General features: G+C 50.3%; 26 protein-coding genes, 3 tRNA genes and 1 other RNA gene. 1 reads left to right on the plus strand and 29 read right to left on the minus strand.

The features are described 5' to 3' along the window. The 24 genes from V7R82_RS09255 to V7R82_RS09370 form a co-directional block, all read right to left on the minus strand. Window positions 1–1,029 (minus strand): NAD(P)H-dependent glycerol-3-phosphate dehydrogenase, encoded by a 1,029-nt coding sequence (locus tag V7R82_RS09255; RefSeq protein WP_338542649.1) that lies wholly within the window; start codon window positions 1,027–1,029, stop codon window positions 1–3. Window positions 1,030–1,033: 4 nt separating this feature from the next. Continuing rightward, window positions 1,034–1,855: a prolipoprotein diacylglyceryl transferase gene (gene lgt, locus V7R82_RS09260; protein WP_338542651.1), complete on the minus strand. Its 822-nt coding sequence runs from the start codon at window positions 1,853–1,855 to the stop codon at window positions 1,034–1,036. Continuing rightward, window positions 1,856–2,791: an HPr(Ser) kinase/phosphatase gene (gene hprK, locus V7R82_RS09265; protein ID WP_303823256.1), complete on the minus strand. Its 936-nt coding sequence runs from the start codon at window positions 2,789–2,791 to the stop codon at window positions 1,856–1,858. It lies immediately after the preceding gene. Between the two features lie 158 nt (window positions 2,792–2,949). Beyond that, window positions 2,950–3,285, minus strand: coding sequence for a phage holin family protein (locus tag V7R82_RS09270; protein WP_291428866.1), 336 nt, complete (start codon window positions 3,283–3,285; stop codon window positions 2,950–2,952). Beyond that, window positions 3,285–3,665, minus strand: coding sequence for a PspC domain-containing protein (locus V7R82_RS09275; protein WP_268442508.1), 381 nt, complete (start codon window positions 3,663–3,665; stop codon window positions 3,285–3,287). Before V7R82_RS09275 ends, V7R82_RS09270 begins: the two co-directional genes overlap by 1 nt. Before the next feature lie 30 nt (window positions 3,666–3,695). Continuing rightward, window positions 3,696–3,875, minus strand: coding sequence for a PspC domain-containing protein (locus V7R82_RS09280; RefSeq protein WP_143227693.1), 180 nt, complete (start codon window positions 3,873–3,875; stop codon window positions 3,696–3,698). A gap of 12 nt (window positions 3,876–3,887) precedes the next feature. Beyond that, on the minus strand, window positions 3,888–5,576 hold the full coding sequence (locus V7R82_RS09285) for a DUF4097 family beta strand repeat-containing protein (protein ID WP_338542654.1): 1,689 nt from the start codon (window positions 5,574–5,576) through the stop codon (window positions 3,888–3,890). Window positions 5,577–5,981: 405 nt separating this feature from the next. Continuing rightward, window positions 5,982–8,810 carry an excinuclease ABC subunit UvrA gene (gene uvrA, locus V7R82_RS09290; protein WP_338542655.1) on the minus strand — a complete coding sequence of 943 codons (2,829 nt, stop codon included), beginning with the start codon at window positions 8,808–8,810 and terminating at the stop codon, window positions 5,982–5,984. Between the two features lie 99 nt (window positions 8,811–8,909). After that, window positions 8,910–9,500, minus strand: a complete 591-nt coding sequence (locus V7R82_RS09295) for a DNA-3-methyladenine glycosylase I (protein WP_314064598.1) — start codon at window positions 9,498–9,500, stop codon at window positions 8,910–8,912. Next, a complete protein-coding gene (locus tag V7R82_RS09300; protein WP_070756416.1) occupies window positions 9,463–9,657 on the minus strand; it encodes a hypothetical protein in 195 nt (64 codons plus the stop codon). The genes V7R82_RS09295 and V7R82_RS09300 overlap by 38 nt, the downstream gene beginning before the upstream one ends. Before the next feature lie 16 nt (window positions 9,658–9,673). After that, window positions 9,674–10,546 (minus strand): 16S rRNA (cytidine(1402)-2'-O)-methyltransferase, encoded by an 873-nt coding sequence (gene rsmI / locus V7R82_RS09305; protein WP_311465837.1) that lies wholly within the window; start codon window positions 10,544–10,546, stop codon window positions 9,674–9,676. Then, a complete protein-coding gene (locus V7R82_RS09310) occupies window positions 10,527–10,859 on the minus strand; it encodes a GIY-YIG nuclease family protein (protein WP_023391524.1) in 333 nt (110 codons plus the stop codon). Before V7R82_RS09310 ends, rsmI begins: the two co-directional genes overlap by 20 nt. Next, a complete protein-coding gene (locus V7R82_RS09315) occupies window positions 10,849–11,601 on the minus strand; it encodes a tRNA1(Val) (adenine(37)-N6)-methyltransferase (RefSeq protein WP_338542660.1) in 753 nt (250 codons plus the stop codon). Before V7R82_RS09315 ends, V7R82_RS09310 begins: the two co-directional genes overlap by 11 nt. Before the next feature lie 9 nt (window positions 11,602–11,610). Further along, on the minus strand, window positions 11,611–12,003 hold the full coding sequence (locus V7R82_RS09320; protein WP_338542662.1) for an initiation control protein YabA: 393 nt from the start codon (window positions 12,001–12,003) through the stop codon (window positions 11,611–11,613). 44 nt (window positions 12,004–12,047) lie between these two features. After that, window positions 12,048–13,001 (minus strand): hypothetical protein, encoded by a 954-nt coding sequence (locus V7R82_RS09325; RefSeq protein ID WP_338542664.1) that lies wholly within the window; start codon window positions 12,999–13,001, stop codon window positions 12,048–12,050. A gap of 12 nt (window positions 13,002–13,013) precedes the next feature. Beyond that, window positions 13,014–13,343 (minus strand): cyclic-di-AMP receptor, encoded by a 330-nt coding sequence (locus V7R82_RS09330; RefSeq protein ID WP_035364067.1) that lies wholly within the window; start codon window positions 13,341–13,343, stop codon window positions 13,014–13,016. Between the two features lie 26 nt (window positions 13,344–13,369). Beyond that, on the minus strand, window positions 13,370–14,002 hold the full coding sequence (tmk, locus tag V7R82_RS09335; protein WP_291428879.1) for a dTMP kinase: 633 nt from the start codon (window positions 14,000–14,002) through the stop codon (window positions 13,370–13,372). A gap of 25 nt (window positions 14,003–14,027) precedes the next feature. Beyond that, window positions 14,028–14,624 (minus strand): recombination mediator RecR, encoded by a 597-nt coding sequence (gene recR / locus V7R82_RS09340; protein WP_023391530.1) that lies wholly within the window; start codon window positions 14,622–14,624, stop codon window positions 14,028–14,030. A 31-nt stretch (window positions 14,625–14,655) separates the two neighbouring features. Then, window positions 14,656–14,979 (minus strand): YbaB/EbfC family nucleoid-associated protein, encoded by a 324-nt coding sequence (locus V7R82_RS09345; protein WP_211234432.1) that lies wholly within the window; start codon window positions 14,977–14,979, stop codon window positions 14,656–14,658. A gap of 25 nt (window positions 14,980–15,004) precedes the next feature. Then, complete coding sequence (dnaX, locus tag V7R82_RS09350) at window positions 15,005–16,975, minus strand: DNA polymerase III subunit gamma/tau (protein WP_338542668.1); 1,971 nt, start codon at window positions 16,973–16,975, stop codon at window positions 15,005–15,007. Between the two features lie 296 nt (window positions 16,976–17,271). Further along, window positions 17,272–17,357, minus strand: an RNA gene (gene ffs / locus V7R82_RS09355) — signal recognition particle sRNA small type. 186 nt (window positions 17,358–17,543) lie between these two features. Further along, window positions 17,544–17,615 (minus strand) — tRNA-Gly (locus V7R82_RS09360). Between the two features lie 10 nt (window positions 17,616–17,625). Further along, window positions 17,626–17,698, minus strand: a tRNA-Thr gene (locus V7R82_RS09365). Between the two features lie 22 nt (window positions 17,699–17,720). Then, window positions 17,721–17,793 (minus strand) — tRNA-Lys (locus V7R82_RS09370). 134 nt (window positions 17,794–17,927) lie between these two features. On the opposite strand from V7R82_RS09370, the gene V7R82_RS09375 reads away from it, so the two are divergent. Next, window positions 17,928–18,644 carry a prepilin peptidase gene (locus tag V7R82_RS09375; protein WP_338542670.1) on the plus strand — a complete coding sequence of 239 codons (717 nt, stop codon included), beginning with the start codon at window positions 17,928–17,930 and terminating at the stop codon, window positions 18,642–18,644. Window positions 18,645–18,684: 40 nt separating this feature from the next. On the opposite strand, the gene V7R82_RS09380 is transcribed toward V7R82_RS09375, so the two are convergent. The 5 genes from V7R82_RS09380 to V7R82_RS09400 all read right to left on the minus strand — a co-directional run bounded on the left by V7R82_RS09380 (window position 18,685) and on the right by V7R82_RS09400 (window position 24,798). After that, window positions 18,685–20,664, minus strand: coding sequence for an acyltransferase family protein (locus tag V7R82_RS09380; protein WP_338542672.1), 1,980 nt, complete (start codon window positions 20,662–20,664; stop codon window positions 18,685–18,687). Window positions 20,665–20,843: 179 nt separating this feature from the next. Continuing rightward, window positions 20,844–21,701, minus strand: coding sequence for a class II fructose-1,6-bisphosphate aldolase (fba, locus tag V7R82_RS09385; RefSeq protein ID WP_338542673.1), 858 nt, complete (start codon window positions 21,699–21,701; stop codon window positions 20,844–20,846). Window positions 21,702–21,898: 197 nt separating this feature from the next. Further along, window positions 21,899–23,500 (minus strand): CTP synthase, encoded by a 1,602-nt coding sequence (locus V7R82_RS09390; RefSeq protein ID WP_291427640.1) that lies wholly within the window; start codon window positions 23,498–23,500, stop codon window positions 21,899–21,901. Between the two features lie 145 nt (window positions 23,501–23,645). Further along, the gene (gene rpoE, locus V7R82_RS09395; RefSeq protein ID WP_070756431.1) at window positions 23,646–24,320 is read right to left on the minus strand and encodes a DNA-directed RNA polymerase subunit delta; all 675 of its coding nucleotides are present in this window, start codon (window positions 24,318–24,320) and stop codon (window positions 23,646–23,648) included. Window positions 24,321–24,363: 43 nt separating this feature from the next. After that, complete coding sequence (locus V7R82_RS09400; RefSeq protein WP_338542675.1) at window positions 24,364–24,798, minus strand: DUF1934 domain-containing protein; 435 nt, start codon at window positions 24,796–24,798, stop codon at window positions 24,364–24,366. Window positions 24,799–24,907: the final 109 nt, after the last annotated feature.

A 24,907-nucleotide genomic window follows, 5' to 3' on the forward strand; every position in this document is an offset into this window, starting at 1 on the left:
TTAATAATGCGCTTGAGACAGGGAGGCTTCTTGCTTGCCATCGCGCGTCATCAAGCGAAGCAGGCCTTCCTTGACCTGCGCACCTTCATAAATAAGACCATAGAGGGCCTCGGTAATTGGCATCTCGATTCCGGATTCCTTGGCCAATTCATAGGCTGACTGGCAAGTAGCAATCCCTTCGACTACCATTTGAATTTCTTCTTCGATGGCTTCCTTGCTGTAACCTTTGGCTAGCAGATTCCCTGCCTGCCAGTTACGGGAGTGGGGACTGGTACAGGTGACCACTAGGTCGCCTACCCCGCTCAAGCCAACGAAAGTCAGCGGGTCTGCCCCTAACTTAATGCCCATACGGGAAATTTCAGCCAGACCACGCGTTACTAGGGCGGCCTTGGCATTGTCGCCGTAGCCAGCTCCCGCTAGGACACCGGCCCCTAGGGCAATAATATTCTTGAGGGCCGCGCCCATTTCCACGCCTACCACATCGGTATTGGTATAAATGCGGAAGTAGTGATTCTTAAAGAGGGCCTGCACCTTCTCAGCTGCTTGTAAATTGGGACAAGCGGCCGTTACAGTCGTCAGGTCATGGCGGGCTACTTCCTCAGCATGGCTTGGGCCTGACAAAACAACCAGGTCTTGGTAGTCTTGGCGCGGAATTTCCGCTTCAATCATCTGGCTAACTCGCAAATGGGTCCCCTGCTCCAGCCCCTTAGTGGCATGCACTAGGAGGGGTTGGGCGTCTGACTGACTGAGATAGCTAGCTACCTGCCGAGCAACCGAGCGAATAGCCTTGGTTGGTAAGACGAAGAGCACGACAGCGGCTTGATCCAAGGCTGCTTTTAAGTCCGTTGTTGCCACAATGGCCGTCGGCAAGTTAATGCCTGGCAGGAAGTGGCTATTGGTATGGGCTTGGTTAATTTCATCCGCGATGTGGTCTTCCCGTCCCCATAAGACCACCTCATGACCATTTTCAGCCAAGACTTGGCCTAGGGCAGTTCCCCAGGAACCTGAACCTAATACCGCAATTTTCATGTCCTTACCTCTTTTCTAATTGGAAATCTGAATAGGCCACACTGTGACCCCCTCGCCGTCTGATGATAATCCAGGCCAAGCCCAGCACTACCATGACGGCGGACAGCCCCTGCGAAATGCGCAAGGGACCCAAGTATAAACTGTCAGTCCGTAGACCTTCAATGAAGAAGCGACCTAGGCCATACCAGACGAAGTAGCCGGCCGCTAATTCGCCACGATTGACTAAGCCTTTTTGTCGTCGCAAGATGAAGATCAGGGTCAAGCCAAGTAAGTTCCACAAGGACTCATACAGGAAGGTTGGCTGGTAATAATGGCCTTGAATCTGCATTTGGTCAATGAGCCAAGCCGGCAAATGCAAGCCTTCTAGGAAGGCGCGGCTGGTTTCTGGCCCATAGGCCTCTTGGTTAACAAAGTTGCCCCAACGCCCGATGGCTTGGGCCAGCATAATGCCTGGCGCTGCTACATCCAAGGTCAGGATGAGGTCTTGCTGATAGCGCCTTGCCACATAGATAATGGTGGCTGTCCCTAGCAAGATGGCTCCATAGATGGCACCCCCACCATGCCAAATCTGAATGATTTGGTCGGGATGGGCCAGGTAGTAGTCCAAACGGAAGAGCACATAGTAGGCGCGCGCCCCTATCAGGCCTAAGATAATGGTCCAAAAGTAGGCATCCGACAGATAATCTTCCGACAGGCCCTTACGTCGCCCCTCTCGCATGACCAAAAGATAGGATAGGACCATGCCTAAGCCAATCAAGAGGCCATACCAGTGGACAGGCCAGCCCAGCAAACGGAAGGCAATGGGATCAATGGCTAAAATTGGCATCTAGTTATCAACCCGATTCTTCTTGATGAGGGCGTCTAGTTTACGATTGAAAGTAGTGGTCGCATCATAACCCATTTGGTTAGCCCGGAAGTTCATGGCTGCCGACTCAACAATGGCTGACAAGTTCCGCCCGGTCTTAACCGGAATGCGGATACGTGGCACGTTGACTTCAAAGATTTGTTCATATTCACGTTGTGAGCCTAGACGGTCATATTCGGTTTGGCCATCATCTAGCACGAGATTAATAATCAATTCTAGACGCTTGGAGCGACGGATGGCCGCGACCCCGTAAAGAGACATGACATCGATAATGCCTAAACCACGGATTTCTAAGAGGTTTTGGAGAATTTCAGGAGCTTCACCGACTAGGGTCAATTCGTCAATCATAAAGAGTTCAACCCGGTCGTCGGCAATCAGACGGTGGCCGCGTTGGACCAATTCTAGAGCCGTTTCAGACTTACCGACACCGCTCCCCCCGGTCAGGAGGACCCCCATCCCGAATACTTCCACGAAGACGCCGTGCTTAGCCAAACGTTCAGCTAAACGCCCTTCCAAAAAGTTAGTCAAGTTGGCTAAGACCCGGGTGGTCTTAGAGCGTGCCACCAAGATTGGCACATGATATTTATCTGCTACGGCGAAGATATCTTCAGGCACCGCCATGTCACGTGCGAAGATGATAGCGGGTGTCTCCTCATTACAGAGGGACTCATAGGCTAAAAGGCGCTGCTCCTCTGGCAGACTCGCGAGATAGAGGAGCTCTGTCCGCCCAAGCAACTGGATTCGCTCGAAAGGATAGTCCTCCACAAAACCTGTTAGGGCCAGACCTGGCCGGGATACTTCACTAGTATATATTTGACGAGAACCATAATCTTCCCCAAAAGCATATTGAATTTTTAAAGTTTTTACGAGTTCATTGACGGTTACACTGCTGGACATGAAAATGTTGCCTCCTCATTGACTTTTACCTCCTAATCTTAACATAGACGGCGGAGAATTCCTATCTTTTCGTTTGCCCGGACAGACCCTTGAAAAGGCTGAATTTACCACCCTAAGCAAAAGACCGCAGCCATCCGGTCTGCGGTCTTTTATGGGGCTTAATCGTGATAGGGACTGTCCAGGCCAACTAGGCTTTGGCCTAGGGAAAGGGCAACGGCCACCAACATAGCGCTCCAGATAGAGCTAATGGTAAGGCCACCCGGCAACCAGCTAGCTAAAAGCAGGATAAAGCCGGCAATCAACCAGTTGACCAAGCCCAAACTCAAGAAGTTAAGGGGCCAGGCAAAGAATTCTAGGACTGGCTTTACCGTTACGCTTAAGAGGGCGAAGACAAAGGCTGATATTAAGGCCCCGCCAAAGCCCGTAACTTTGACACCCGGCATAACATGGGCCAGGCCCATAAAGAGTAAGGTATTCAATAAAATCCGACGCATTAGAAATCACTCCAGTCATCCTTAGGCGTCACATCACGTCGCTTAGGCTCTGCCTTAGCATCGCGACCTGCTGCGCCTTTTTGATAGCGACGTAGGAAATCATTAAGTTCCTCTCTTGCCCGGTTAGCCTGTTGGCGATAGCGGTCTCTTTCCTGTTCGCGGCGGCTAGAGCGACTGGTAGGGCCATTCGCAACCGTATAGTCACTTGGCAGAATGATCCCCAAGACCAAATAAATGAGGAAAGGTGTCCCCCAACCTGGCCAGATGAGGACAAACCACACTAGGCGAAGGAAAGTAGGGTCAATGCCTAGATATTCTCCCAGCCCCCCGCAGACCCCCATTACTTTACGGTCACGGGTAGATTTATATAGTCGTTTCATGGTCGTTCCTTCTTTCTAACTTACTTAAGCTTAGGCTTCTGGCATGATGAAAGCCGCAATCAAGTAGCCGAATAAGCCTACGCCACCTAAAAGACCGGAAATCACCCAGACTAGGCGCACAAGCGTTGGGTCTATACCAAAATAATCAGCAATCCCGGCGCAAACGCCTAAAAACATTCCTTCACGGCTATTACGAGTTAATCGTTTCATGATAAATTCCTCCTATAAATCGGTATCTTTGAGGCGGATGTCGCCTGATACGGTGTTAACTTCTAAATGAACAGGTCGTTCTTGGTTGGTCATCAGCCGTTGGAATTCCAGGCTGTGATGACGGTGAGTTTCAACGTCTAGGTGGCCAATACGGTGTTCCACGTCGCCTGAGCTAGATTGAGCGCTGCCTTCTAGGCTTAAGTTGGCTGGAATGGCGATCTTGACATCCCCACTGACCGTGCTGACCTTCATAGCAGCCGGCGTCTCATCGCGCTTGGTTAAGAGCAGGTCGCCACTAATTAGGCTAGCCGCTACATCGCCAATGGCACCTACCACGCGGCAGTCGCCGTTAGTTGTCTCTAGGTTGAGGCGTTTAACCTCTGCTAGGCGGTAGTCTAGATCCCCATTGGTTGAATGGTAGTCTAATAAATCTGCTGCCACATCGGACAGGTCGACATCCCCATTGACAGTCGTCAGATAGATTTCCTTAGCTTGGACACCGTCTAGTTCGATATCCCCTTGGGTAGTCTCAATCCGAACAGTTTCTAAGTCTTGGTCTGGCAGGGTCACTTCAATATCCGCTGACATATGGTCGTCAGTTACTTGCAGGAGCAAGTTGCCGTCGTCTAGGGAGAGGATGCTGTGGGCTTGGAAATCTTCTAGGTTAGGATTTGGAATCTTGCCGAAGAAGCTGGCCTTAACATTGACTGAGACTTGATCCACATGGGCGCGAGTGACTTTGACATCGCCTCGTGATAACTTAAAGTCTAACACCTTTAGGTCCTTAGCGTCAAAGTTAAAGGTATGCTCCCATTCATTGCCCAAACGGCCGTAGGCTCTCACACCTACACGAATGCCTTCACGCGCTGCCTTAAAGGCTGTGCTCACCACTTGGCCAATGACCCGGCCTAGGCGGTTGGCTTCGTTATCGATACGTTGGCCGGCGCGGTCGGCTTTCTGACCGAATTGATCCGCTGCCCGACTAACGTGGTCGGCTGCCCGTTGGCCGCCTTCATTGACTTGGCGAACGAAATCGTTGAGTCGTTGGCTGAAGGGCTCTGAACTAGGGCTTACTGGCTTGTAGGCCTTGAGTTCTTCTTGGAGCTGGTCAATCTTTTGGCCGCGCTCCAGGACTTCTGCTGCCACTTGGGCTTTTTGGGCTTGGAGTTCTTCACTGAGTTCGTCTAATTCTGCTAGAATCTCGAACTCTCTTAAGCGTTGCTTAGCGATGAGGAGGGCTTGGCCTTCTTTTTCCAGGCTTTCCTCTAATTCTTGGCGCTTGGCCGCCGCTGCTTCTGCCTCTTCCTGGCTGATGGAAGCTTCTGGTTCAGAGGCTTCGGGGGCTGGCTCTGCTGGCTTGCTGGCTTCTTGCTTATCTTCTGGCTTATCATCAAGGCTTTGTTGGACGCTATAGATAATTTCTTGGCCAAATTTGAGGCTCTTGTCGATGGCTTCTTGGACGGTAGCCTTGAGTTGTTCTGGGTCGAAGCCCGCCTTCTTGTCCTGCTCAGGCTCTTGGTCAGCTGGCGCTTCTTGCTTGCTTGGAGCTTCCTGGTCCGTCACTTGGTCTTGAGCGTCGGCTGGCTCCTCTGCTTGGTCAGCTGATTTTGCTTGGGCCGAAGCCTCGAGGAGGCGAAGGGCTTCATCCATGGTAATGACTTGTTGTTTGACTAATTCAATGATTCTTTCTTTCTCATTCATATCTCTCACTCCTTAAATGAGGGCTTGTTTCTTAACTACACCCTTATTATGCCAGTTTTCCACTCGTTTGACATAGGGCCTAGGACCGATATTTGCTCGGACCTAGGGATGAAAAGAGCGGCTGACAGGTCTCAGCCGCTTTAAGCGCATGACTTATTCTAAGTTATAAGGAAAAATATAAATTATTATATATTGAAGATATGACGAGCGCGCCAAGCAAAAGCCTATTAAATCAGGCTTTTTCAGTCAAAAGACGAACGTTCTTGTGAAATTCGCCCGACTTTGTGAAAAAACACTAAGAGAGACCGTAAAAATCATGGTGCTAAACCCTATTTATTAGTGTAACTAATAAATAGGGAACATTAAATAAGCAAATAAGACTGGGACAAATGTCCCAGTCTTATTTTATTTTTTCAATAATGGTTTGAGGTACTGGCCGGTGAAGGAGCCCTTGACTTTGGCTACTTCTTCCGGTGTCCCGGTGGCGATAATCTGACCACCGCGAACCCCACCTTCTGGCCCAAGGTCGATGACATAGTCGGCGGTCTTAATGACATCCAGATTATGTTCAATCACCACTACGGTATTGCCGGCTTCTACAAGGCGGTCGATGACCTCTAGCAGCTTGCGAATGTCGTGGGCGTGAAGCCCGGTCGTTGGTTCATCCAAGACATAGAAGGTGTTACCGGTCGAAACCCGCTGCAATTCGGCAGCCAACTTCATGCGTTGAGCTTCCCCACCTGACAGGGTGGTAGCAGACTGACCCAGGCTAATGTAGCCTAAACCAACATCTAGCAAGGTTTGGAGTTTACGCTTGATTTTCGGAATGGCGGCAAAGAACTCCACCGCTTCTTCAACGGTTAGGTCCAGCACTTCGGTGATGTTAAGCCCCTTGTACTTAATTTCCAGGGTCTCAGAATTATAGCGGCGGCCACCACAGACCTCACAAGGCACATAGACGTCTGGCAGGAAGTGCATCTCAATCTTGTTAATCCCGCCACCGGCACAGGCTTCACAACGCCCGCCCTTGATATTGAAGCTGAAGCGCCCCTTGTTATAACCGCGCAACTTGGCTTCATTGGTCTTGGCAAATAGATCCCGTATATCGTCAAAGACTCCTGTATAGGTAGCCGGGTTACTGCGTGGTGTCCGGCCAATCGGACTCTGGTCAATGTCGATAATCTTGTCTAAACTTTCGTAACCCTTGATTGACTTAAACTTACCCGGACGGGTCTTAGCCTTAGTCAGCTCCTTGAGCAAGGCTTGCTTAAGGATGGCATTGACCAAACTGGATTTACCTGAACCCGAAACCCCCGTCACTGCTACAAAGCGCCCTAATGGGAATTTGGCGGTGACATTCTGCAGGTTGTTCTCGCTAGCTCCCGTAACGGTTACCCAGCCCTTGTCTTCCTGACGACGGCTGGCTGGCAAGGCGATTTTCTCCTTACCCGACAGGTATTTACCTGTTAAGGAATTAGGGTTCTTCATGACCTCTTCCGGCGTCCCACATGCAACCACTTGGCCACCGTGCTCGCCGGCACCCGGCCCAATATCAATGATATAGTCGGCCGTCATCATGGTTTCTTCATCGTGTTCCACCACAATCAGGGTATTGCCTAAGTCCCGCATCTGCGTTAAAGACTGAATCAGACGGGAGTTATCGCGTTGGTGGAGACCGATAGAAGGCTCATCCAAGATATAGAGGACCCCACTAAGATTGGAGCCAATTTGGGTAGCCAGACGAATACGTTGCGCTTCCCCACCTGACAAGGAACCAGCCACCCGACTCAGGGTCAGGTAATCTAACCCCACATTATTGAGGAAGGTTAGGCGATCGGTCACTTCCTTGATAATGGGCTTGGCAATGACTTCATCTGCTGGGCCAAAGGTCAGGCTCTTGAAGTGAGCCAAGGCATCACTAATAGACAATTCGGTGGCCTGGGCGATATTGAGGTCCCCTACCCGAACTGACAAGGCTGTTGGGTTGAGACGTTGGCCCTGGCAGGCTGGGCAGATATGCTCGACCATGTACTGGCGCATGACTTCCTTGGTATAGTCGGAACCCGTATCGTTGTAGCGACGTTCCATATTGGTAATGACCCCTTCGAAGACCGTATCAACCGTCCGCGTGCCGGTGCCCGACATTGGGGTGTAGGTGAATTTGAAGCTGCGACCGTCTTTGACCCCATACTTAAGGTCGGCTTGCTGGGACTTTTTGAGCTTCTTATAAGGAACATCCATGGGAATTCCTTCCTGCTCACAGAATTGGCGCATCATGGACATATAGTAGTTGGAACTGATTGGATTCCAGGCGACAAAGGCTCCTTCTTCCAAGGTGAGATTTTCATCGGGAATAGCCAAGGCCTCATCTACCACTAGACGGGAACCCAGACCATCACAGCTTGGGCAGGCACCAAAAGGTGCATTGAAGGAGAAGAGCCGAGGCTCCAACTCGCCCATCTGGAAGTCGCCGTGAGGGCAGGCAAAGTGTTCATTGAAACGCAATTCCTGACCATCAATGACATCGATAATGACATAGCCTTCAGATAGTTTGAGGGCGGTCTCCATGGAATCGAAGAGGCGGGAGCGAACGCCATCCTTGATGACGACCCGGTCCACCACGACGTCGATATTATGCTTGTTATTCTTAGCTAGTTCAGGCACTTCGGTAACATCATAAATCTGACCATCCACTCGCACCCGGACAAAACCGTCCTTGTTAATCTTCTCCAGGGTCTTCTGATGCTGGCCTTTTTGATTACGAATCAGAGGGGACAGAATTTGGATACGCGTGCGCTCAGGCAGGTCTAGGACCTGGTTGACCATCTGCTCAACGGACTGGCGTTGGATGGGAATATGGTGATGAGGACAGTAAGGTACCCCAACTCGAGCATAGAGCAAACGCAGGTAGTCGTTAATTTCAGTTACCGTCCCGACCGTTGAGCGCGGATTGTGGCTAGTGGTCTTCTGGTCGATGGAAATAGCCGGGCTCAAACCCTCGATGGAGTCCACATCCGGCTTATCCATTTGACCTAGGAACTGGCGGGCATAGGCCGACAGGCTCTCCACATAGCGGCGTTGGCCCTCTGCATAGAGGGTGTCAAAGGCCAGGGAGCTCTTACCTGATCCGGATAGACCCGTCACTACGACCAGCTGGTCACGCGGAATCTCTAGGTTAATATTTTTTAAGTTATGGGACCGTGCCCCTTTGATTACGATTTTATCTTTGGCCATTGTCTTTCTCCTCTGGTTCAATCTTACCTTACCCATTATAGCACACTTAGTCTCCTAGGTGCGAAAATTTGTTCGCAAAAAAAGCGCCGACCTCAAGGGCTAGCGCACTGCTTGATAACAGAAACATTCTGGCTCGTGGTCATTGACCATGCCGATAGCTTGTAGATAGGAATAGACCGTCACACTGCCTAAAAACTTGAAGCCCCGCTTCTTGAGGTCTTTGGTTATGCGATCGCTTAAGTCGCTTCGGGTCGGCCGCTCCCCGTGGGGTGGAAAGACCACCTGCCCCTCCGTAAAGTGCCAGATATAGGCGTCGAAGCTGCCCCATTCGGCCTGCACCTTAAGAAAGGCCTGGGCGTTGGCAATGGTCGCTCGAATCTTGCCCCGATGGCGGATAATGCCCGCATCCTGGGCTAGGCGTTCGACATCCTCTTCCTGATACTGGGCGATACGGCCATAGTCATAGCCTTCCAAGGCACGGGCAAAGTTGGCCTCCTTGGATAGGACCAAGCGCCAAGACAAGCCCACATGGAAGGATTCTAGGACTAGCCATTTGAAGAGGTCTAAATCCTGGTGCTGGGGCACGCCCCAAACCTGGTCATGGTAGGCCTGATAATAATCCGGCATATTGGTGGCCCATGCGCAACGTTTTTTACTTGCGTCCATGGTCCTTGCCTTTGGCTTGGTCATCCTGGTCATCTTCTAAGGCGCTTGGGTCAAAGGCGAATTGGTCGGTAGGATCGACGAATTCCTTCTTCTCTTCATTTAGGACTAAGCCTAACTTGGCCATGGCAGCCTCTAAGTCTTTATCGTTTTTCAATAAGAAATCTTCATCTTTTAATGCCATAAGTCTTCCTCCTTTATTAGTCAGTCAGGTCGTGATAGGCCTGATAGACGCTCTGTTTTTTCAGTCCGTAAGTCTTGGCCACTTGCTTAATGGCTTGCTTGGCATTGAGGCCTTCTTGGGCCATGAGGTCTTGGACCAAGACCTTGAGATCGGTCTCTGCCGTTAGCTCAGGGCCCATCTCGACCTTACCCCCGCCAGCGATTAAGAGGACACATTCGCCCTTGATTTCCTGGTCCGCTAGGCTCATGAGTACTTGATGTACACTGCCTCGAATATAGGTCTCATAACGCTTGGTTAACTCCCGAGCTATGACCACGGCTCGATCCGGCCCCAATCCCTGGCGAATGGCCTGCAGAGCCTGCTTGATGCGGTGGGGCGACTCGTAGAAAATGGCCGTCGAATCCTGGCCTGCCACTCGATCTAAAACAGCGACCTGGCCTTTCTTATCCCGTGGAAAGAAGCCGTAATAGGTGAAGGTCTGGCAGGATAAGCCCGAAGCAATCAAGGCTGTCAGGGCCGCATTGGCGCCCGGCAGAGCTACCACTGCCAGTCCCTGGCTAAGGGTGGCATCCACCAAGGGATGACCCGGGTCGTTAATCAGGGGCATGCCGGCATCTGACACCAAGGCCAAATCCTGACCTTGCGCCAAACGTTCTAACAAGGGCTGGAGACGGTCAGCCTGGCTATGCTCATGGAAGCTCTGCATAGGCGTCTCAATCTCAAAATGGTTTAAGAGTTTAATGGTATTGCGGGTATCTTCCGCCAGAATCAAATCCGCTTCCTTGAGGTGGCGAATGGCCCGGAAGGTCATGTCTTCTAAGTTACCAATCGGCGTTGGCACCAAGTAGAGGGTGCCCCCCGCCCGGGACTCAAAGCTCCGTTGTTCCATCTTGCACCTCCAAGGGAATAATTAAGGGTTGGCTAGCCGATAAGGACGTCAAGCCATGGCGGAAGAGATAGTCTTCTTTCTGGGCCCGAGTCAGTCGCTTAAAACGCGCCTCCGCCCTCATGGCCAGAGACCGGCTAGGCCGCTCTTCAGCATAGAGCAGGCGAACCGGCCGGCGCTTGGCTTGTTGGGTATACTTGGCGCCCTTGCCAGCATTATGACTGGCAGTCCGCGCCTCTAAGTCCACCGTATAGCCGGTATAGAGAGTATGGTCTGCGCAGTAGAGCACATAGAAAAAATACTGTTTAGTCGCCATAATAAATTGCCTTCATTTCTGGGGTGTATTGCTGATCCGACCCATAAATGACAATCGGCGGCTCCACCTTCAAGCCTTGGCGCCCCCCTGCATAAATAGCCTCGACCAGCACCACCTTGGCTACCTGGTCGGCCTTGCCATAGGCAAATTGCAGGCGGTGAACACTAAAGCCCGCCCCTAGCAAGGTCTCCATCAAGTCATCTAGGCGGTCTGGCCGATAGACACAGAAGAGCTTGCCCCGGGTCTTGAGCTGGCGCTTGGCCTGGGCCACCCATTGTTCCAGGGTCAAGTAGACCTCATGCCGGGCAATGGCATGGGAGGTCAGGTGGTGTTGGGTCTGTTTGTTAGTGACCGAGAAATAAGGAGGATTGCAAGTGACGACATCATAGAGGGGGCGCGCCGCCGCCATGGTTTTGACATCTCCTTGGCGAAAAGTCAGCCGGTCCGTCAGATCATTGAGCTGGCAAGAGCGCTGGGCCATATCCACTAGGGCCTCTTGCAGTTCAATCGCATCTATGTGACCGGCTGTTTTGGCACTGAGCAGGAAGGGAATGACCCCAGTCCCACTACAGAGATCCAGAATTCTGGCCGTCTGGCGCCGTGGCACCTTGGCAAAATGAGCCAAGAGGATGGCATCGACTGAGAAGGCAAAGTAGTCTGGATTTTGAATAATCGACAAGTTCTCGCGAGCTAGATAGTCTAGGCGCTCGCCGGGCTTAAGTAAGTCAGTCGCGTCTGTCATAAGAGCCTCCTAGTGGTTGTCCCGCTGGAAACTATCCAGGAGATTCTGACAGAAGATACACTCTTCGCCTGGCTCTCGCTTCATACCATAGAAGGTATGGCAGATGTGGATGCCTTCCTGGTAGAAGGTCTGCAGGCGCTCGCGCCCCGCCTGTTGCCGCTTGGCTGGCACCGCCCGACTAGTCTCCTCCTGATGCTTGTCTTCTTGCTCTGGGGGCAAATCCGTCAGGGGCGGGCTGGCTTCGCTGACGACCGATGCTAACTGGGCATTGGCCATGCGAAGGCGGTTATTTTCATGGGAAAGTTCTGTTACCTGGTGCTTGAGTTGCGCCATGGTATCACTTAATTGGCTAAACTGACTATCCATTAGGGCCAGAATCTGGGTCAAGTTTGACTCATCCATTAGCACAACATCCTTTCGTTATCAATAAGAGTAAATTGGCTTGCTTAGCGTCCCATCTTAAATCGTAAGACGCACTGTTCTAAAGCCAACTGAGGGGATACATTAGCTAAAATCCGCTGCTTAGCTTCTAGCAAGAGTTGGTTAACCCGCAAGAGGTCAGCCTGGCTAGGCAGGCCTTGTTTGGCCAAGTCGGTCAAGAAATGCCCCTGGAAATCATAGGCTGCTGCCTTGGTTAGGAGCTGATGGGTCAGACGCAGGCAATAATCTGCTAGGTCCAAGCCGCCTTGCTGGGTCAGGTCTCCTTTGAGACGGGTCTGCAGGGCCACAAAGGCCATGGGGTCACCCATCACTAGCTGGCGATACCAGCCATTCCAGGTCTTGATGGCCTGCTCAAACTGGGTCGCCTCATAGTCGCTGGTCCAACGGGCCACCGTTTCCTCTCTGAAACCTGCCAGAATCTGGGCATGAACGGGCAAGACGCCGTGAGCCTCCCAGTCCGCTGCCTGGGCTTGGCGGTCTGGCGCCTCCAAATGTAGGACTTGAACCCGTGACAAAATAGTCGGCAGGAGCAAGTTGGCACTGGGACTCCAGAGGAAGAGATAGACATTGTCCACCGGCTCCTCCAGGACAGTCAAGAGGGCATTGGCCGAAGAGGCATTGAAACGCTCGGCCTGCTCAATAATAGCAAACTTACCCCGCCCTTCTAGCGGGCTCTGCCCCAACCATTCCTTGAGCTCGCGGACCTGGTCGACCTTAAGGGTCTGGCCTTGAGCCTCTAGGTAGTAGATATCGGCATACTGGTTGTCAGCAATCCGTTGACGGATAGTCCTTGGGTCGCCAGCGCTATCCGTACAGAAATAGTCTTGGGCTAGGGCCGTCATGACGGCTCGCTTGCTGGTCATGTCCCCACCTGTCAGCAGGTAGGCATGGGCTAGGTGGCCTTCCTGAACCTGCTGGGCAAAATAAGCCTTGAGGGCTTCGACGCTATAGGTAGCCATACCAGTCGCCGCCTAGAATTGGTGGAAGCTTTCGATTGGCAAGACGAAGACGGTTGCGCCCCCTACTTCAACTTTAACAGGTAGGTTGACAGCTGAGTCTAGCCCCATATCCAAATGGAGCGGAGCGCTGACATATTGTTCACGCGCCTTAGAACATTGGTCAATAATCTTCAAGACTTCCTCAATCCGTTCTTCCTCAATCCCAATCATAAAGGTAGTGTTGCCGGCCCGTAAGAAACCACCGGTGGTAGATAACTTAGTGGCACGGACATTGGCATCATAGAAAGCGCGGCTCAATTCGTTTTGGTCTTGATCTTGAACAATAGCAATAATTAATTTCATCATGATACTCCTTCTCCTCTCTGTCTCTAGAGGGCATGTTGATGTAGAACGTCAATACAGGCGGCCACAACCTGGTCTAGCGGCGCCTGCCCGTCGATGACCTTAATACGCTCTGGCGAAGCTTGGGCCAAATCTAGGAAGGCCTGACGGACCCGGTTATGAAAGTCCAGGGATTCTTGGTCTAGGCGGTCATACTGGCGCTGACCACGAGCCTGATGAATGCGGGCTAGGCCCACCTCAGCTGGCACATCGATTAAGAGAGTCAGAGCCGGTAGTTGGTCTTCCACTGCAAATTGGTTAATGGACCAGATCAGATCCACCGGAATATCGCGGGCCATACCTTGGTAAGCCAAGGACGAATCCACGAAGCGGTCACAGAGGACGATTTTGCCTTGATGCAAGGCTGGTAGAATCACTTCGACCAAGTGTTGACGACGGGCTGCCGCAAACAAGAGAGCCTCTGTCCGCGGGTCCATGGCAGTGTGATCCACATCTAGAATGACCCGTCTAATCTCCTCCGCAATGGGCACGCCCCCCGGCTCACGAGTGGTCAGGACTTGATGGCCCTGGCCCTCTAAATAGGCGGTCAACTCCGCAATCACACTGCTCTTGCCGGCCCCATCAGGACCTTCAAGGGTTATAAACTTTCCTGGAAACATGCCTTCTCCTCACTTTGTCTTTCCACTATAATTCACGTCGCCCTTCAATGGCCCGGAAGAGGGTCATCTCATCGGCGTATTCAATGTCACTGCCTACCGCCAAACCGTGAGCTAGGCGGGTCACCTTAATACCAGCCGGCTTAAGCAAGCGGGCCAAGTACATGGCGGTCGCTTCCCCTTCAGCGGTGGCATTGGTGGCTACAATGACTTCTTCAATCTCCGTCTCCTGCAAACGACGCAGGAGCGAAGGAATATTCAAATCTTCTGGCCCCGTGCCTTCCATGGGGGATAAGACCCCGTGAAGGACATGGTAGAGGCCATGATATTCATGCATTCGCTCCATGGACATGACATCCCGGGCATCTTCTACCACCAGGACCGTCTTGCTGTCACGACTTGGATCGGAACAGATGACGCAGAGCTCGCTGTCCGTGATATTGCCACAGGTTGGGCAGAAGCGCAAGTCGCGTTTGACTTGAATCAGGGCTTGGGCGAACTCGGTCACGTCGGATTCTTTCATGTCAAGGACATAGAAGGCCAACCGAGCCGCTGTCTTGGCCCCAATACCCGGTAATTTGGTAAAACTATTGATTAACTTCGCGATGGGTGCAGGGTATTGCACTGGGTGGCCACCTCCTTTGATGGTTTATAGGCTAGAAGGGTAGGTTCATGCCTTGGGTGTATTTACCCAGGCGGGATTCCGTCGCTTGGTCCACTTGTTTCAAAGCATCGTTAACCGTTGCAATCACTAGATCTTGTAACATCTCGATATCATCTGGATCTACCAAGTCTGGCGCTAGGTCCAACTCTACCAATTCCTTCTTACCGTTGACTTTGACGGTCACTAACTGGTTAACATCTTGAGCTTGGAAGATAGTGGCTTCAATGGCCGCTTGCTCCTTGGTCATTTCCTTTTGCATTTTTTGGATTTTTTGCATCATGCCTTGCATGTTGCCCATATTTCCCATTCCACGCATCTTTATATCTCCTTTAATGCTTGCTTTATTTTTCGTAATCGATGTCGACCACATCTTGACCAAAGAGGGCCAAGGCTTGGCTGACAACAGGTGGGACGCTGTCCTGATCTGGTGCCTGTGCGAAGACAGGGTCAACCGTCGGCAAGTCCTCCTGGTCCGCTACTGGCTGAGCGGGTTCTGGCCTTTCCATTGGCAGACCAAACAAATCAGTGCCTGGCTCACTTGCTTCTGGCGCCTCTGGTAGGTCCATCATGACTTGTTCCAGGCTTTGGAAGTCGTCTGATGGTGGGCTGGTTTGTTCAGCTTCTAGAGGCTCCGCCTCTAGGGCTAGCCTAATAGGTTCTGCCACGGCGCCAATTTTGATAGGGCCGCCCGCTTGATCATAGAGGACCTTATAGGTCTGGCGCACCTGACTCCACTCACTCTGTAAGACAAAGGCTAGGGCGACCGGCCGGTCAAAGTGGCGGGCCAGTTGGCGACTAAGCTCTTGGACGAAGTCAGCATCTTGTTGGACCCGGCCACAGAAGTCCTGGCTCTTGAAGGCCAAGAGAATACGTTCAGGACCTGCTGCCTGCACCTCTGCGCCCGTCAAGCGCACACGGTCTTGTGGTGGCAGGGATTCTAGCCAAGCAGCCCAGCCACTTTTAAGCTGGCTGACGTCTTGACGTGTGGCTTCATTGAGGACGGCATAGACGGCATCCGTGTCTAACTGATAGGCTTGGCGCTGACCTGCAGGGCGCTCGCGCGGCACCCGCGGCTGGTCATCCACTACTGGCGCTTGAGGGCTAGGAGCTGCTACTTGAGCAGGTGCGCCTGCCCGTAACTGGGCTTCCAGTTGGCTGACCTTGGCCTCTAGGGCTTGCACCTGACGCACAAGGTCGGCCAGGACGCCTGACTCAGGGCCAGCAGCTACCGGCTGATTGGCGACCTCTTGGGCCAATTCAATGGTGGCTACTTCTACGAAGAGGTCGGCTTGCGTAGCAAAACGCATTTGGTTTAAGGCCTGATTCAGTCTTTCAATTAGATTGTAATAGAAGCGATTGTTCCCAGCCTGACGCAGAGGCTTGAGTTCTGCTTGGGTCAGGAGTGTGAAGTTATCTTTGGAATTCAAGGTCAACAAGAGGTCTCGACAGAAGAGAATCAGCTCTTCCACAAAGCGGTTGGCCTGTTTGCCTTCTTGAAGACTGGCCTGCAAAATACTCAAGGCCTTAGGCCCATCATGGGCTTGGAGGGCAGTCAGATAATCGATATAGACCAGCTGAGACAAGGACCCCGTCACTTCCAAGGCTGATTGAACGGTCACCGCTGAACGGTTATAGGATAGGGCTTGGTCCAGCAAACTCAGGCTATCCCGCATCCCACCATTGGCTGCCCGCGCAATCACTGCCAGGGCTTCGGCTTCAAAGTCAATCCCGTCTTGTTCCAAAATATACTGCATGCGGCCGACTAAATCAGCCTGACTAATCCGCCCAAAGTCGAAGCGTTGAGTCCGCGAGATAATAGTGGCGGGAATCTTATGCGGTTCTGTCGTGGCTAGGATGAAGAGAACCTGAGCCGGTGGCTCTTCCAGGGTTTTGAGCAAGGCATTAAAGGCTCCGGTGGTCAGCATATGGACCTCGTCGATGATATAGACCTTGTAGGTCGCTTGACTGGGCGCATAGCGCACCTTGTCCCTTAGGTCGCGGATTTCCTCGACCCCGTTGTTGGAGGCCGCGTCAATCTCAATAACGTCGCTCAATTGGCCAGCTGTAATGGCTTGGCAAAGTTCACACTGGTTGCAGGGATTGCCATCTGTCTGATGTGGGCAATTGACTGCCTTGGCCAGAATTTTGGCTGCAGAGGTCTTCCCTGTTCCCCGTGGCCCGGTGAACAAATAGGCGTGGCTTAATTGCTGGTTCTTGACCGCATTTTTTAGGGTTTCGGCAATTAGGGGTTGCCCCACTAACTCGTCAAAACTTTGGGGCCGCCAGACCCGATATAAGGCTTGATAACTCATTGTCCACCCTCCTTTTTGGGCACAGATATTTCCTATCTATTATAGCATAAGTAGCCCTTGATTCGCTAGGCATGGCCCTAGAAAATCAAGGCAACTTGCTTAAATCTGCCTAGCACTAAAACTCCTTTCCCTATTTATCTATTCTATAGATAAATAGGGTAGAAGTTGGTCAAAATACGTGATATTTTGGACACTAAATTCATGATTTGTGCCTTAAATATAACTACTGGCAGGTTAAAAGAAAACCCATTATATCATATATGATATAATGGGCGATTTTGATAGTATTTGATGGGTAAAAAAATAAGCACATGGCTTTGTCACTTATAGCTGCTACCTTCCGGTCCTGACTCGATTCATGACGCCGCCATTGCCTACTCTTATTCTAGCAAAAGCTGACTCAAAAAGCAAGATGGACGAACCAAAGCTCAATCGCGACTTCTTGACTGGCGCGAGCGCTGGCCTGGCAGTCCCTTGGCTCCTTTCCCCCCTAATCCAACAAACAAAAAACAGAGCACCATTCAAGACGGTACTCTGGGCTTTGCTAGAAGATTCTAGCCTTATCATAAGCGGAAAACGGGATTCGAACCCGCGACCCCCACCTTGGCAAGGTGATGTTCTACCTCTGAACTATTTCCGCAAGTTGGCGATGCCGGCTAAAGGATTTGAACCCTCGACCCTCTGATTACGATTCAGATGCTCTACCAACTGAGCTAAGCCGGCTACAGCTTGCTAAAAGCAAGAATGAGTCATACAGGGCTCGAACCTGTGACCCTCTGATTAAAAGTCAGATGCTCTACCAACTGAGCTAATGACTCTTGTAACGACTCATATATCATAGCTTAGATTTACATTTTAGTCAAGTCATAGCCTAAATTTTTTCAGAATTTTTGCTGAGTTTTAGTGTTTCATTCCATTTTCAGTCTATATAGTATATAAGGAGGTGCTCTATATGCGATTTATCTTAGCCTTTTGTTTGGGGGCTTGCCTAGGTTCTTTTGTGCCTTGTTTGGCCCACCAACTGGTTTTTGACCATTTTAATTGGCGGGCTCGTTCCTCTTGCGATTATTGCCATCATCCTCTCTCCTGGAAAGAGCTCATCCCCCTGATTTCCCAAGCCCTCCTCCATTCCCGTTGCCCTTACTGCCACCAAGTAATCTCATCGATTTACTGGCAAAGCGAGTTGGTGGGAGGCAGCTTAGCTATCGGCGTGGTCTTGATGGCTGCTTATCAGGCCTGGTCTCCTACTCGAATCTGCTTATATAGTATCTTACTCGCCTTGCTTGCTGTGATGGCTGCTTGCGACCTCTGGGCTTACTGGGTGCCGGATATCTTACAGCTTGCTTGCCTACCTTTTAGTTTCTTTCTTGCCTTTTATCAAACTTGGGATGGCTGGAAGATGCTGGTGATTGTCCTTGCCTTGGCCTTTCTCATCTTACTCCAAATTTTGCATCCCCATTGGCTTGGCGGAGCTGATATCAAATTACTGGGCCTGCTCTGGCTATCTCTTCCACTCATGGCGCTAGCTTGGCTCTTGGGACTGGCAGCCGGGCTTGGTCTTTTGATGGTTGGCAGTCGGCCTAGGCGCTGGCACCAACCTATTCCCTTTGTCCCAGCCATTGCCCTCGCCTACTATCTAGTCTTAGCCCTCTTGCCATGGCTCACATAAAAAACCAAGCTGTACAGAAGACAGCTTGGTTAGATGAGTCTTAACGTTGTTGATAGAGACTACGAGCGATAAAGGCCACATAGTGCAGGGTGCCGACTTCATTGTGGTGGACGCCATCTGACACATACCATTCCGGATGTCCCACTTGATAGGCTTGCCAATCAATTACATGGGCATTTGGATAACGACGGGCAGTGTCTTTAATGTAGCTATTCACTTCCGTGTCTTCACCATCCGCATTATGGACGGTTACAAAATAGACTTCTCTACCTTGTAAAATTGCCATAAGCTGATCCATGGAATCAGTATCTAAGCCACCATTGACACCCAGTTGGATGACAACTTTAGGTTTAACTAGACCCGACCAGACACGGTCCTGTAGAATTTCTTGCGCTCCGTTATAGACGGACAGGCTGACCTTACCGTAGGTATTGCCTTGCCAGAAGATATCAGAGAAAGTCGATGAGTTAAGCAAGGCCACCGAGTCACCAAAGAGCGATACTTCTTGAGTGGTCGCATAAATGATTTCAACTGGTGACAGCATGGCCACAAGCTCTGGATTAAGGGCAGCGGCTTGCTCTAAAACTTCCTTGTTCTCCTCAAAAAAGGCTTGCATTTCGGCATTGACCTGACTGGCTTTAATGGCCTTATCAAGGATGGTTTGGTGAGACTGTGGCGTCACATAGTCGGTCTTAAAGGTCGTGTCCACTGCCTTGAGATCGGTCTGTAGGGCATCCATAGCTTCAGTCCCAGGATAAATGGCTTTTTGAACATGGGTCTTGTTAGTAAAGGCCAAGTACTCCAATTCAAACAAGGCAAAGCGTTGATAGTCAGCTGCTAGCAAGAGGCCGACTACTAAAACAATGACTCCCACTAGCCCTAGGCTAGCCTTACGCCAGTCTGGCCAGCGCCACGCGCCTTGTCTCAAACGCGCCCAGGCGGTCTTAAAACGACGACCCCAAGTCCAGACAGGCTGAGGGGCACGGCCTTCAACTAGCCAGTAGAAGATTTCGCTAGCTAGTAGGATAACCACTAGCACTAAGACGGCTGTCCAAGCCGTATGAGGCAGTGCCTTGAGCAGGCCGGTCAAGAGCGGATAGTACCAGAGGTAGAAAGAATAGGAACGACGGCCAAAATGGGTCAAAAAGCCCCAATCAAAGACTAAACGCCCTAGGGTTGCGCCCCCGACTAAGGCCAGTACTAGTAACATGGTCAGGATGTTGAAGGCTGGCAACCAGAGATAGTAGGTAATACCTGCCTGGTCTGATGCAGTAAAACTTAGGACTAGCATGAGCGCGACTGACACTAAGGCCAGAATATTGAGCATGACTTGCTTGTGCTGATAGCGATAGCAAGCGTTAAGGAAAATTGGCAATAAGTAAGCCAGGGCAATCCCACCCGCTACACTAGCAAAGCGGGTCACCAAACCATAATAAACCAGAGAGGGATCCCCTGATGGTTGGTAGAGGTAGAAGGTCAATGTGTGACTGAGACTCATCAGAGCCAGCCAAAAGGCTGCCTTATAGTAGGCCGAAAAGTAGGCTTTCTGGGTCACCCAGATACCAGCCACTCCGACTAGGAAAGACTGGACATAAAGCGAATTATACCAGAGGTGGGTAAATGGCGAGGTCCCAGCCATCTGAGTAAAGTAGGACCGGCCGGCGCTAATCTGGAAGTAATTATTGAAGAAGAAGAGACTAGATAGAATGTCGCTTCGGTCATAACTCAGCTCCCGTCGATCAAAGGCTAGCAGATAGGCCAATAGGATTAAAATAAAGACCAAGAGTGGCCACCAAAGCCGTTGGACTGTTTTTAAGACATAGTTTCTCAGGGCATGTGGCCGATTACCTTCTTGGATTTTCTCCATGCTTCGCGCAAGGAAGAAGCCCCCTAGGACAAAGAAACTATTGACCCAGAGAAAGCCACCGCTGGTCACGCTCGGAAAGAGGTGATAGCTAATGACCATCAGAATAGCCAAACCCTTTATGCCATTCAGGCCTCGTATATGTTGTCCTTTCATCTTGCCACCTACTTGTACTTGTTATTTTATTATTATAAGGGAAATCTTAGCCCTATACCGTAACAATCAGATTACGTTCTCAGGGCTTTCCGGCAACAAACGAACTCGTGTCTCCTTGCCCTATCAGCAAAAAAGAGACTGGAATCGAAATCCCAGTCCCTACATGATACTTACTGGTCTTAGGCTTTGCCTGTTGAACCAAACATGTCCATGATTTCTTTAGTTGTCTTCACAATGGCTTCTTTACCAGGTGCGATGACTTTACGTGGATCATAGACTTCTGAGTCAGCTGCTAATTTAGCACGAACAGCTGCTGTCCATTGTTGTTGCAATTCAGTGTTTACGTTGATTTTAGCGTGACCACGTTCGATTGCTTTCTTGATTTGGAATTCTGGAATCCCTGAACCACCGTGGAGTACAAGTGGAGCACCAGTTGCTTCAGAGATAGCAAGCATTTCGTCAAAACCTAATACAGGTTCGCCAGCGTAAGTCCCGTGAACTGAACCTAAAGCAGCAGCTAAAGCGTCGATTTGACCTTCAGAAACCATGCGTTTGCATTCTTCTAAGTCAGCGTATTTGATGCCGCCGGTTACGCCATCTTCAGTACCACCAACTGTACCAACTTCTGCTTCTACAGAAACGTTCTTAGGATGAGCATAAGCCACTACTTCTTTGGTTAAAGCGATGTTTTCATCGATTGGGTAGTGAGAGTGGTCGAACATTACGGAAGAGAAACCTGCATCGATGTATTGTTTACATACATCAACAGATGAACCGTGGTCTAAGTGCAAAGCAACTGGTACTTTTACATCCATTGCTTCCAACAAACCATTTACCATGCCGACAACAGCAACAGGGCCACCCATGTACTTACCAGCACCTTCAGAAACCCCTAAGATAATTGGTGAATTGTTTTCTACAGCAGCTTGTAATACCGCTTGGGTCCATTCTAAGTTGTTGATGTTGAATTGACCAACAGCGTAATGATCTTCTTTTGCTTTCTTCAACATTTCCGTCATACTTACTAAACGACTCATGTTTATGCCTCCTTGAATTGGATTATTTTATGTTTTTATTATACTCCATTTTCACTGCCTTGGCTAGTCTTTCCCCCTAGCCCTGGCCAGAAACTGCGCCATAGCGTTTTATTCACAAGTTCGCCTCTTGTCTAGTCAGGCACCGCGCATCTTCAGACAAAAACCGCACAAGCTCTGAAAACTTGTGCGGTCCTTGACTATGCTTGTTGCGCTTGGCAGGCTGCCACGAAACCATCAAAAATAGCTTGTGGCCGGTTAGGGCGAGAAATAAATTCCGGATGGAATTGCGCCGCAATAAAGAATGGGTGGTCTTTAATTTCGACAATTTCCACCAAGCGACCATCTGGGCTCAGGCCTGAGAAAGTCAAGCCTGCTGCTGCTAAACGCTCACGGTAGGCATTATTAAACTCATAACGGTGACGGTGGCGTTCTTGAACCACCTCTTGGCCATAAAGTTGATGAGCCAAGGTCCCTTCTACTAAGCGGCAAGGGTAGAGACCCAAACGCAGCGTGCCGCCCAAGTCGCCTTCTGCCTCTTGGTCAGGCAGGAGATCGATAATTTTGTGTGGGCAAGCTGGATTTTCTTCACCTGTATCCGCATCATGGATGCCTACCACATTACGGGCAAACTCGATGCAGGCCAATTGCATACCCAAGCAAATCCCGAAGAATGGTAATTTGTGTTCGCGAGCATAGCGAATGGCTGCGATTTTTCCGATTAGGCCTCGGCTACCGAAGCCACCTGGTACTAAGACGCCATCGACATCAGCCAAGTAGTCCGCGACATTCTGATCATCCACTTCTTCGGCATCAATCCAACGAATGTCAATCTCAGTATCGTGTGCATAACCTGCATGCTTGAGTGCTTCCACAATGGATAGGTAAGCATCTGGCAAGGACACGTATTTACCGACTAGACCGACCGTGACCTTACCCTTAAGATTGAGCACCTTATTTTCTAGCGCACGCCAATCGGTCATATCTGCTTCTGGACATTGGATACCAAAGTGGTCCAGTACCAAATCATCCATGCCTTGCGCTTGAAGATTAAGCGGAATCGTATAGAGGGTCTCGACGTCGCGAGACTCAATCACAGCATTAGGTTTAACGTCACAGAAGAGGGCTAACTTGTCCTTAATACCACTTGGTAACTCTTCTTCGGTACGGACTACCAAGATATTAGGCTGAATCCCCAAGCTCCGCAGTTCCTTGACGCTGTGTTGAGTTGGCTTGGTCTTGAGCTCACCTGCCGCTTTGAGGTAAGGGATGAGGGTAGTGTGAATATAGAGCACATTGTTGGCACCCATGTCGGCCTTCATTTGACGTAAGGCTTCAAGGAATGGTAGGGACTCAATATCCCCTACTGTCCCCCCTACTTCGGTAATCACAATATCGGCATCGGTTAATTCACCTGCACGACGGATTTTATCTTTGATCTCATTAGTGATGTGCGGAATCACCTGAACCGTCGCCCCGAGGTAGTCGCCCCGACGTTCTTTCTTGAGTACTTCTGAATAGACCTTACCGGTAGTGACATTGGAGTATTGGTTCAAGTTAATGTCGATGAAACGCTCATAGTGACCTAAGTCCAAGTCTGTCTCGGTCCCGTCATCGGTGACAAAGACTTCCCCGTGTTGGTAAGGACTCATGGTGCCGGGGTCCACATTGATATAAGGATCGAATTTTTGGATGGCTACTTTGAGGCCACGATTCTTGAGCAGACGGCCTAAGGAAGCCGCTACAATCCCTTTACCAATTGAGGAAACTACCCCACCCGTTACAAAAATATACTTTGTCATGTCACTACTCCTTTTCCTTACTTATTTAATAAATGAAAATCGCTCCCCGTTCTAGGAACAGGGAGCGCTCACTCGGTCAGTTGCCCCTAAAAAGCTTTAGGGGGCCCACATAAAATATTACGCTAAAGCTCTGACCGCGTCAAGTTTATTCTTCTTCGTCTTGTAACTCTTCTTCGTATTCTTCGTCTTCTGATTCGAAGTCATCGGCTTCATCATCTTCAGCCTCGAAGGAAGCATCACCGTCTAAATCTAAGTCATCGTCGCCGAAATCAGAGAGGTCAGAAGCGTATTCGCCCAACTCTTGACTTTCGTCGTCTAAGTCAACGGCATCGTCTTCAATGAGGGTTAGACCACGAGTATCGTCGTCATCCTCATCTTCCTCATCTACATCGCCGTAATCGTCTAAATCAGTATCGTAGATATCATCTGCATCTTCTGGATCATCATCGTTGTAGTCGATCATGTCGTCTCCTTCAGAGAAGGCATTGTATTTACGTTTCTTACGACGGCTAACTGGACGATCATCTTCAGCTTCAGCGCTAGAGATAATTTCTTCATCGATTGCATCGATTGGGTACCAGCCACGCAAGCCCCAACGATTCTCCCCTAAGGAGATAAAACGACCGTCGATATTCAAGTCGGTATAGAAGCGGACCATACGGCTTTCTAGCTCTAACTCTGATAATTCCAAGTAGTTTTGGATTTCAATCAGTAATTCCGTAAAGTCTACCACATCACCTTTTTGTTCTAAAATTGCGTGAGCAACTTCAATCATGGATAAATCTTTGCGGTCTTGTCCTTCAAATTGTTTCAAAATCATGGTTTGACACACCCTCCCTAGTATACTCTTATATATTACCTATTTAAGCGACATAAATCAATCGAAAACGATAGTTTCCTAGCAATTCTTGGTCATTTTTTAATTGATAGTCGACGGTCAAGGCATAGCGGATTTTTCCTGCTTGATCCGCCGGCTCAAAATGCCAGTGCAAGTGCTGGGTATGGACACTCAAAGGCCAGCTGCCCTGAGGAGTCTGGTAGTTGGTCATGGTTTCTTGTTCTGGCACGAAGAGCAACACCCCCTGGGCCTGACTGACTTGAATCTGGGTGCTCCCATCAGCTTGGGGTAGCCATTTGACTTCAACAGGTTCTTGATTGAGATTTTGATAGGTCAGCTTGGTAAAAGATTCTAGCTCTAAGAGGACCGCCTGGGTCTTGTGGTCATAACGTTCTACCTGCTGACTATCTGGATAAATAATTTGTTGTTCGACCTGAAGGTCAATGCTTACACGTCTCATGAAGGTCCTTTCTGGCCACTTGTTCACTTTCTGTCACAAGATGGGCCTCTCGAATGGTTCTATATAGTCATTATACCGCAAATCGTGCTATAATAACACCATAGCAATC

This window comes from Abiotrophia defectiva ATCC 49176, from assembly GCF_037041345.1.
In the GTDB taxonomy this organism is placed as follows: Bacteria; Bacillota; Bacilli; order Lactobacillales; family Aerococcaceae; genus Abiotrophia.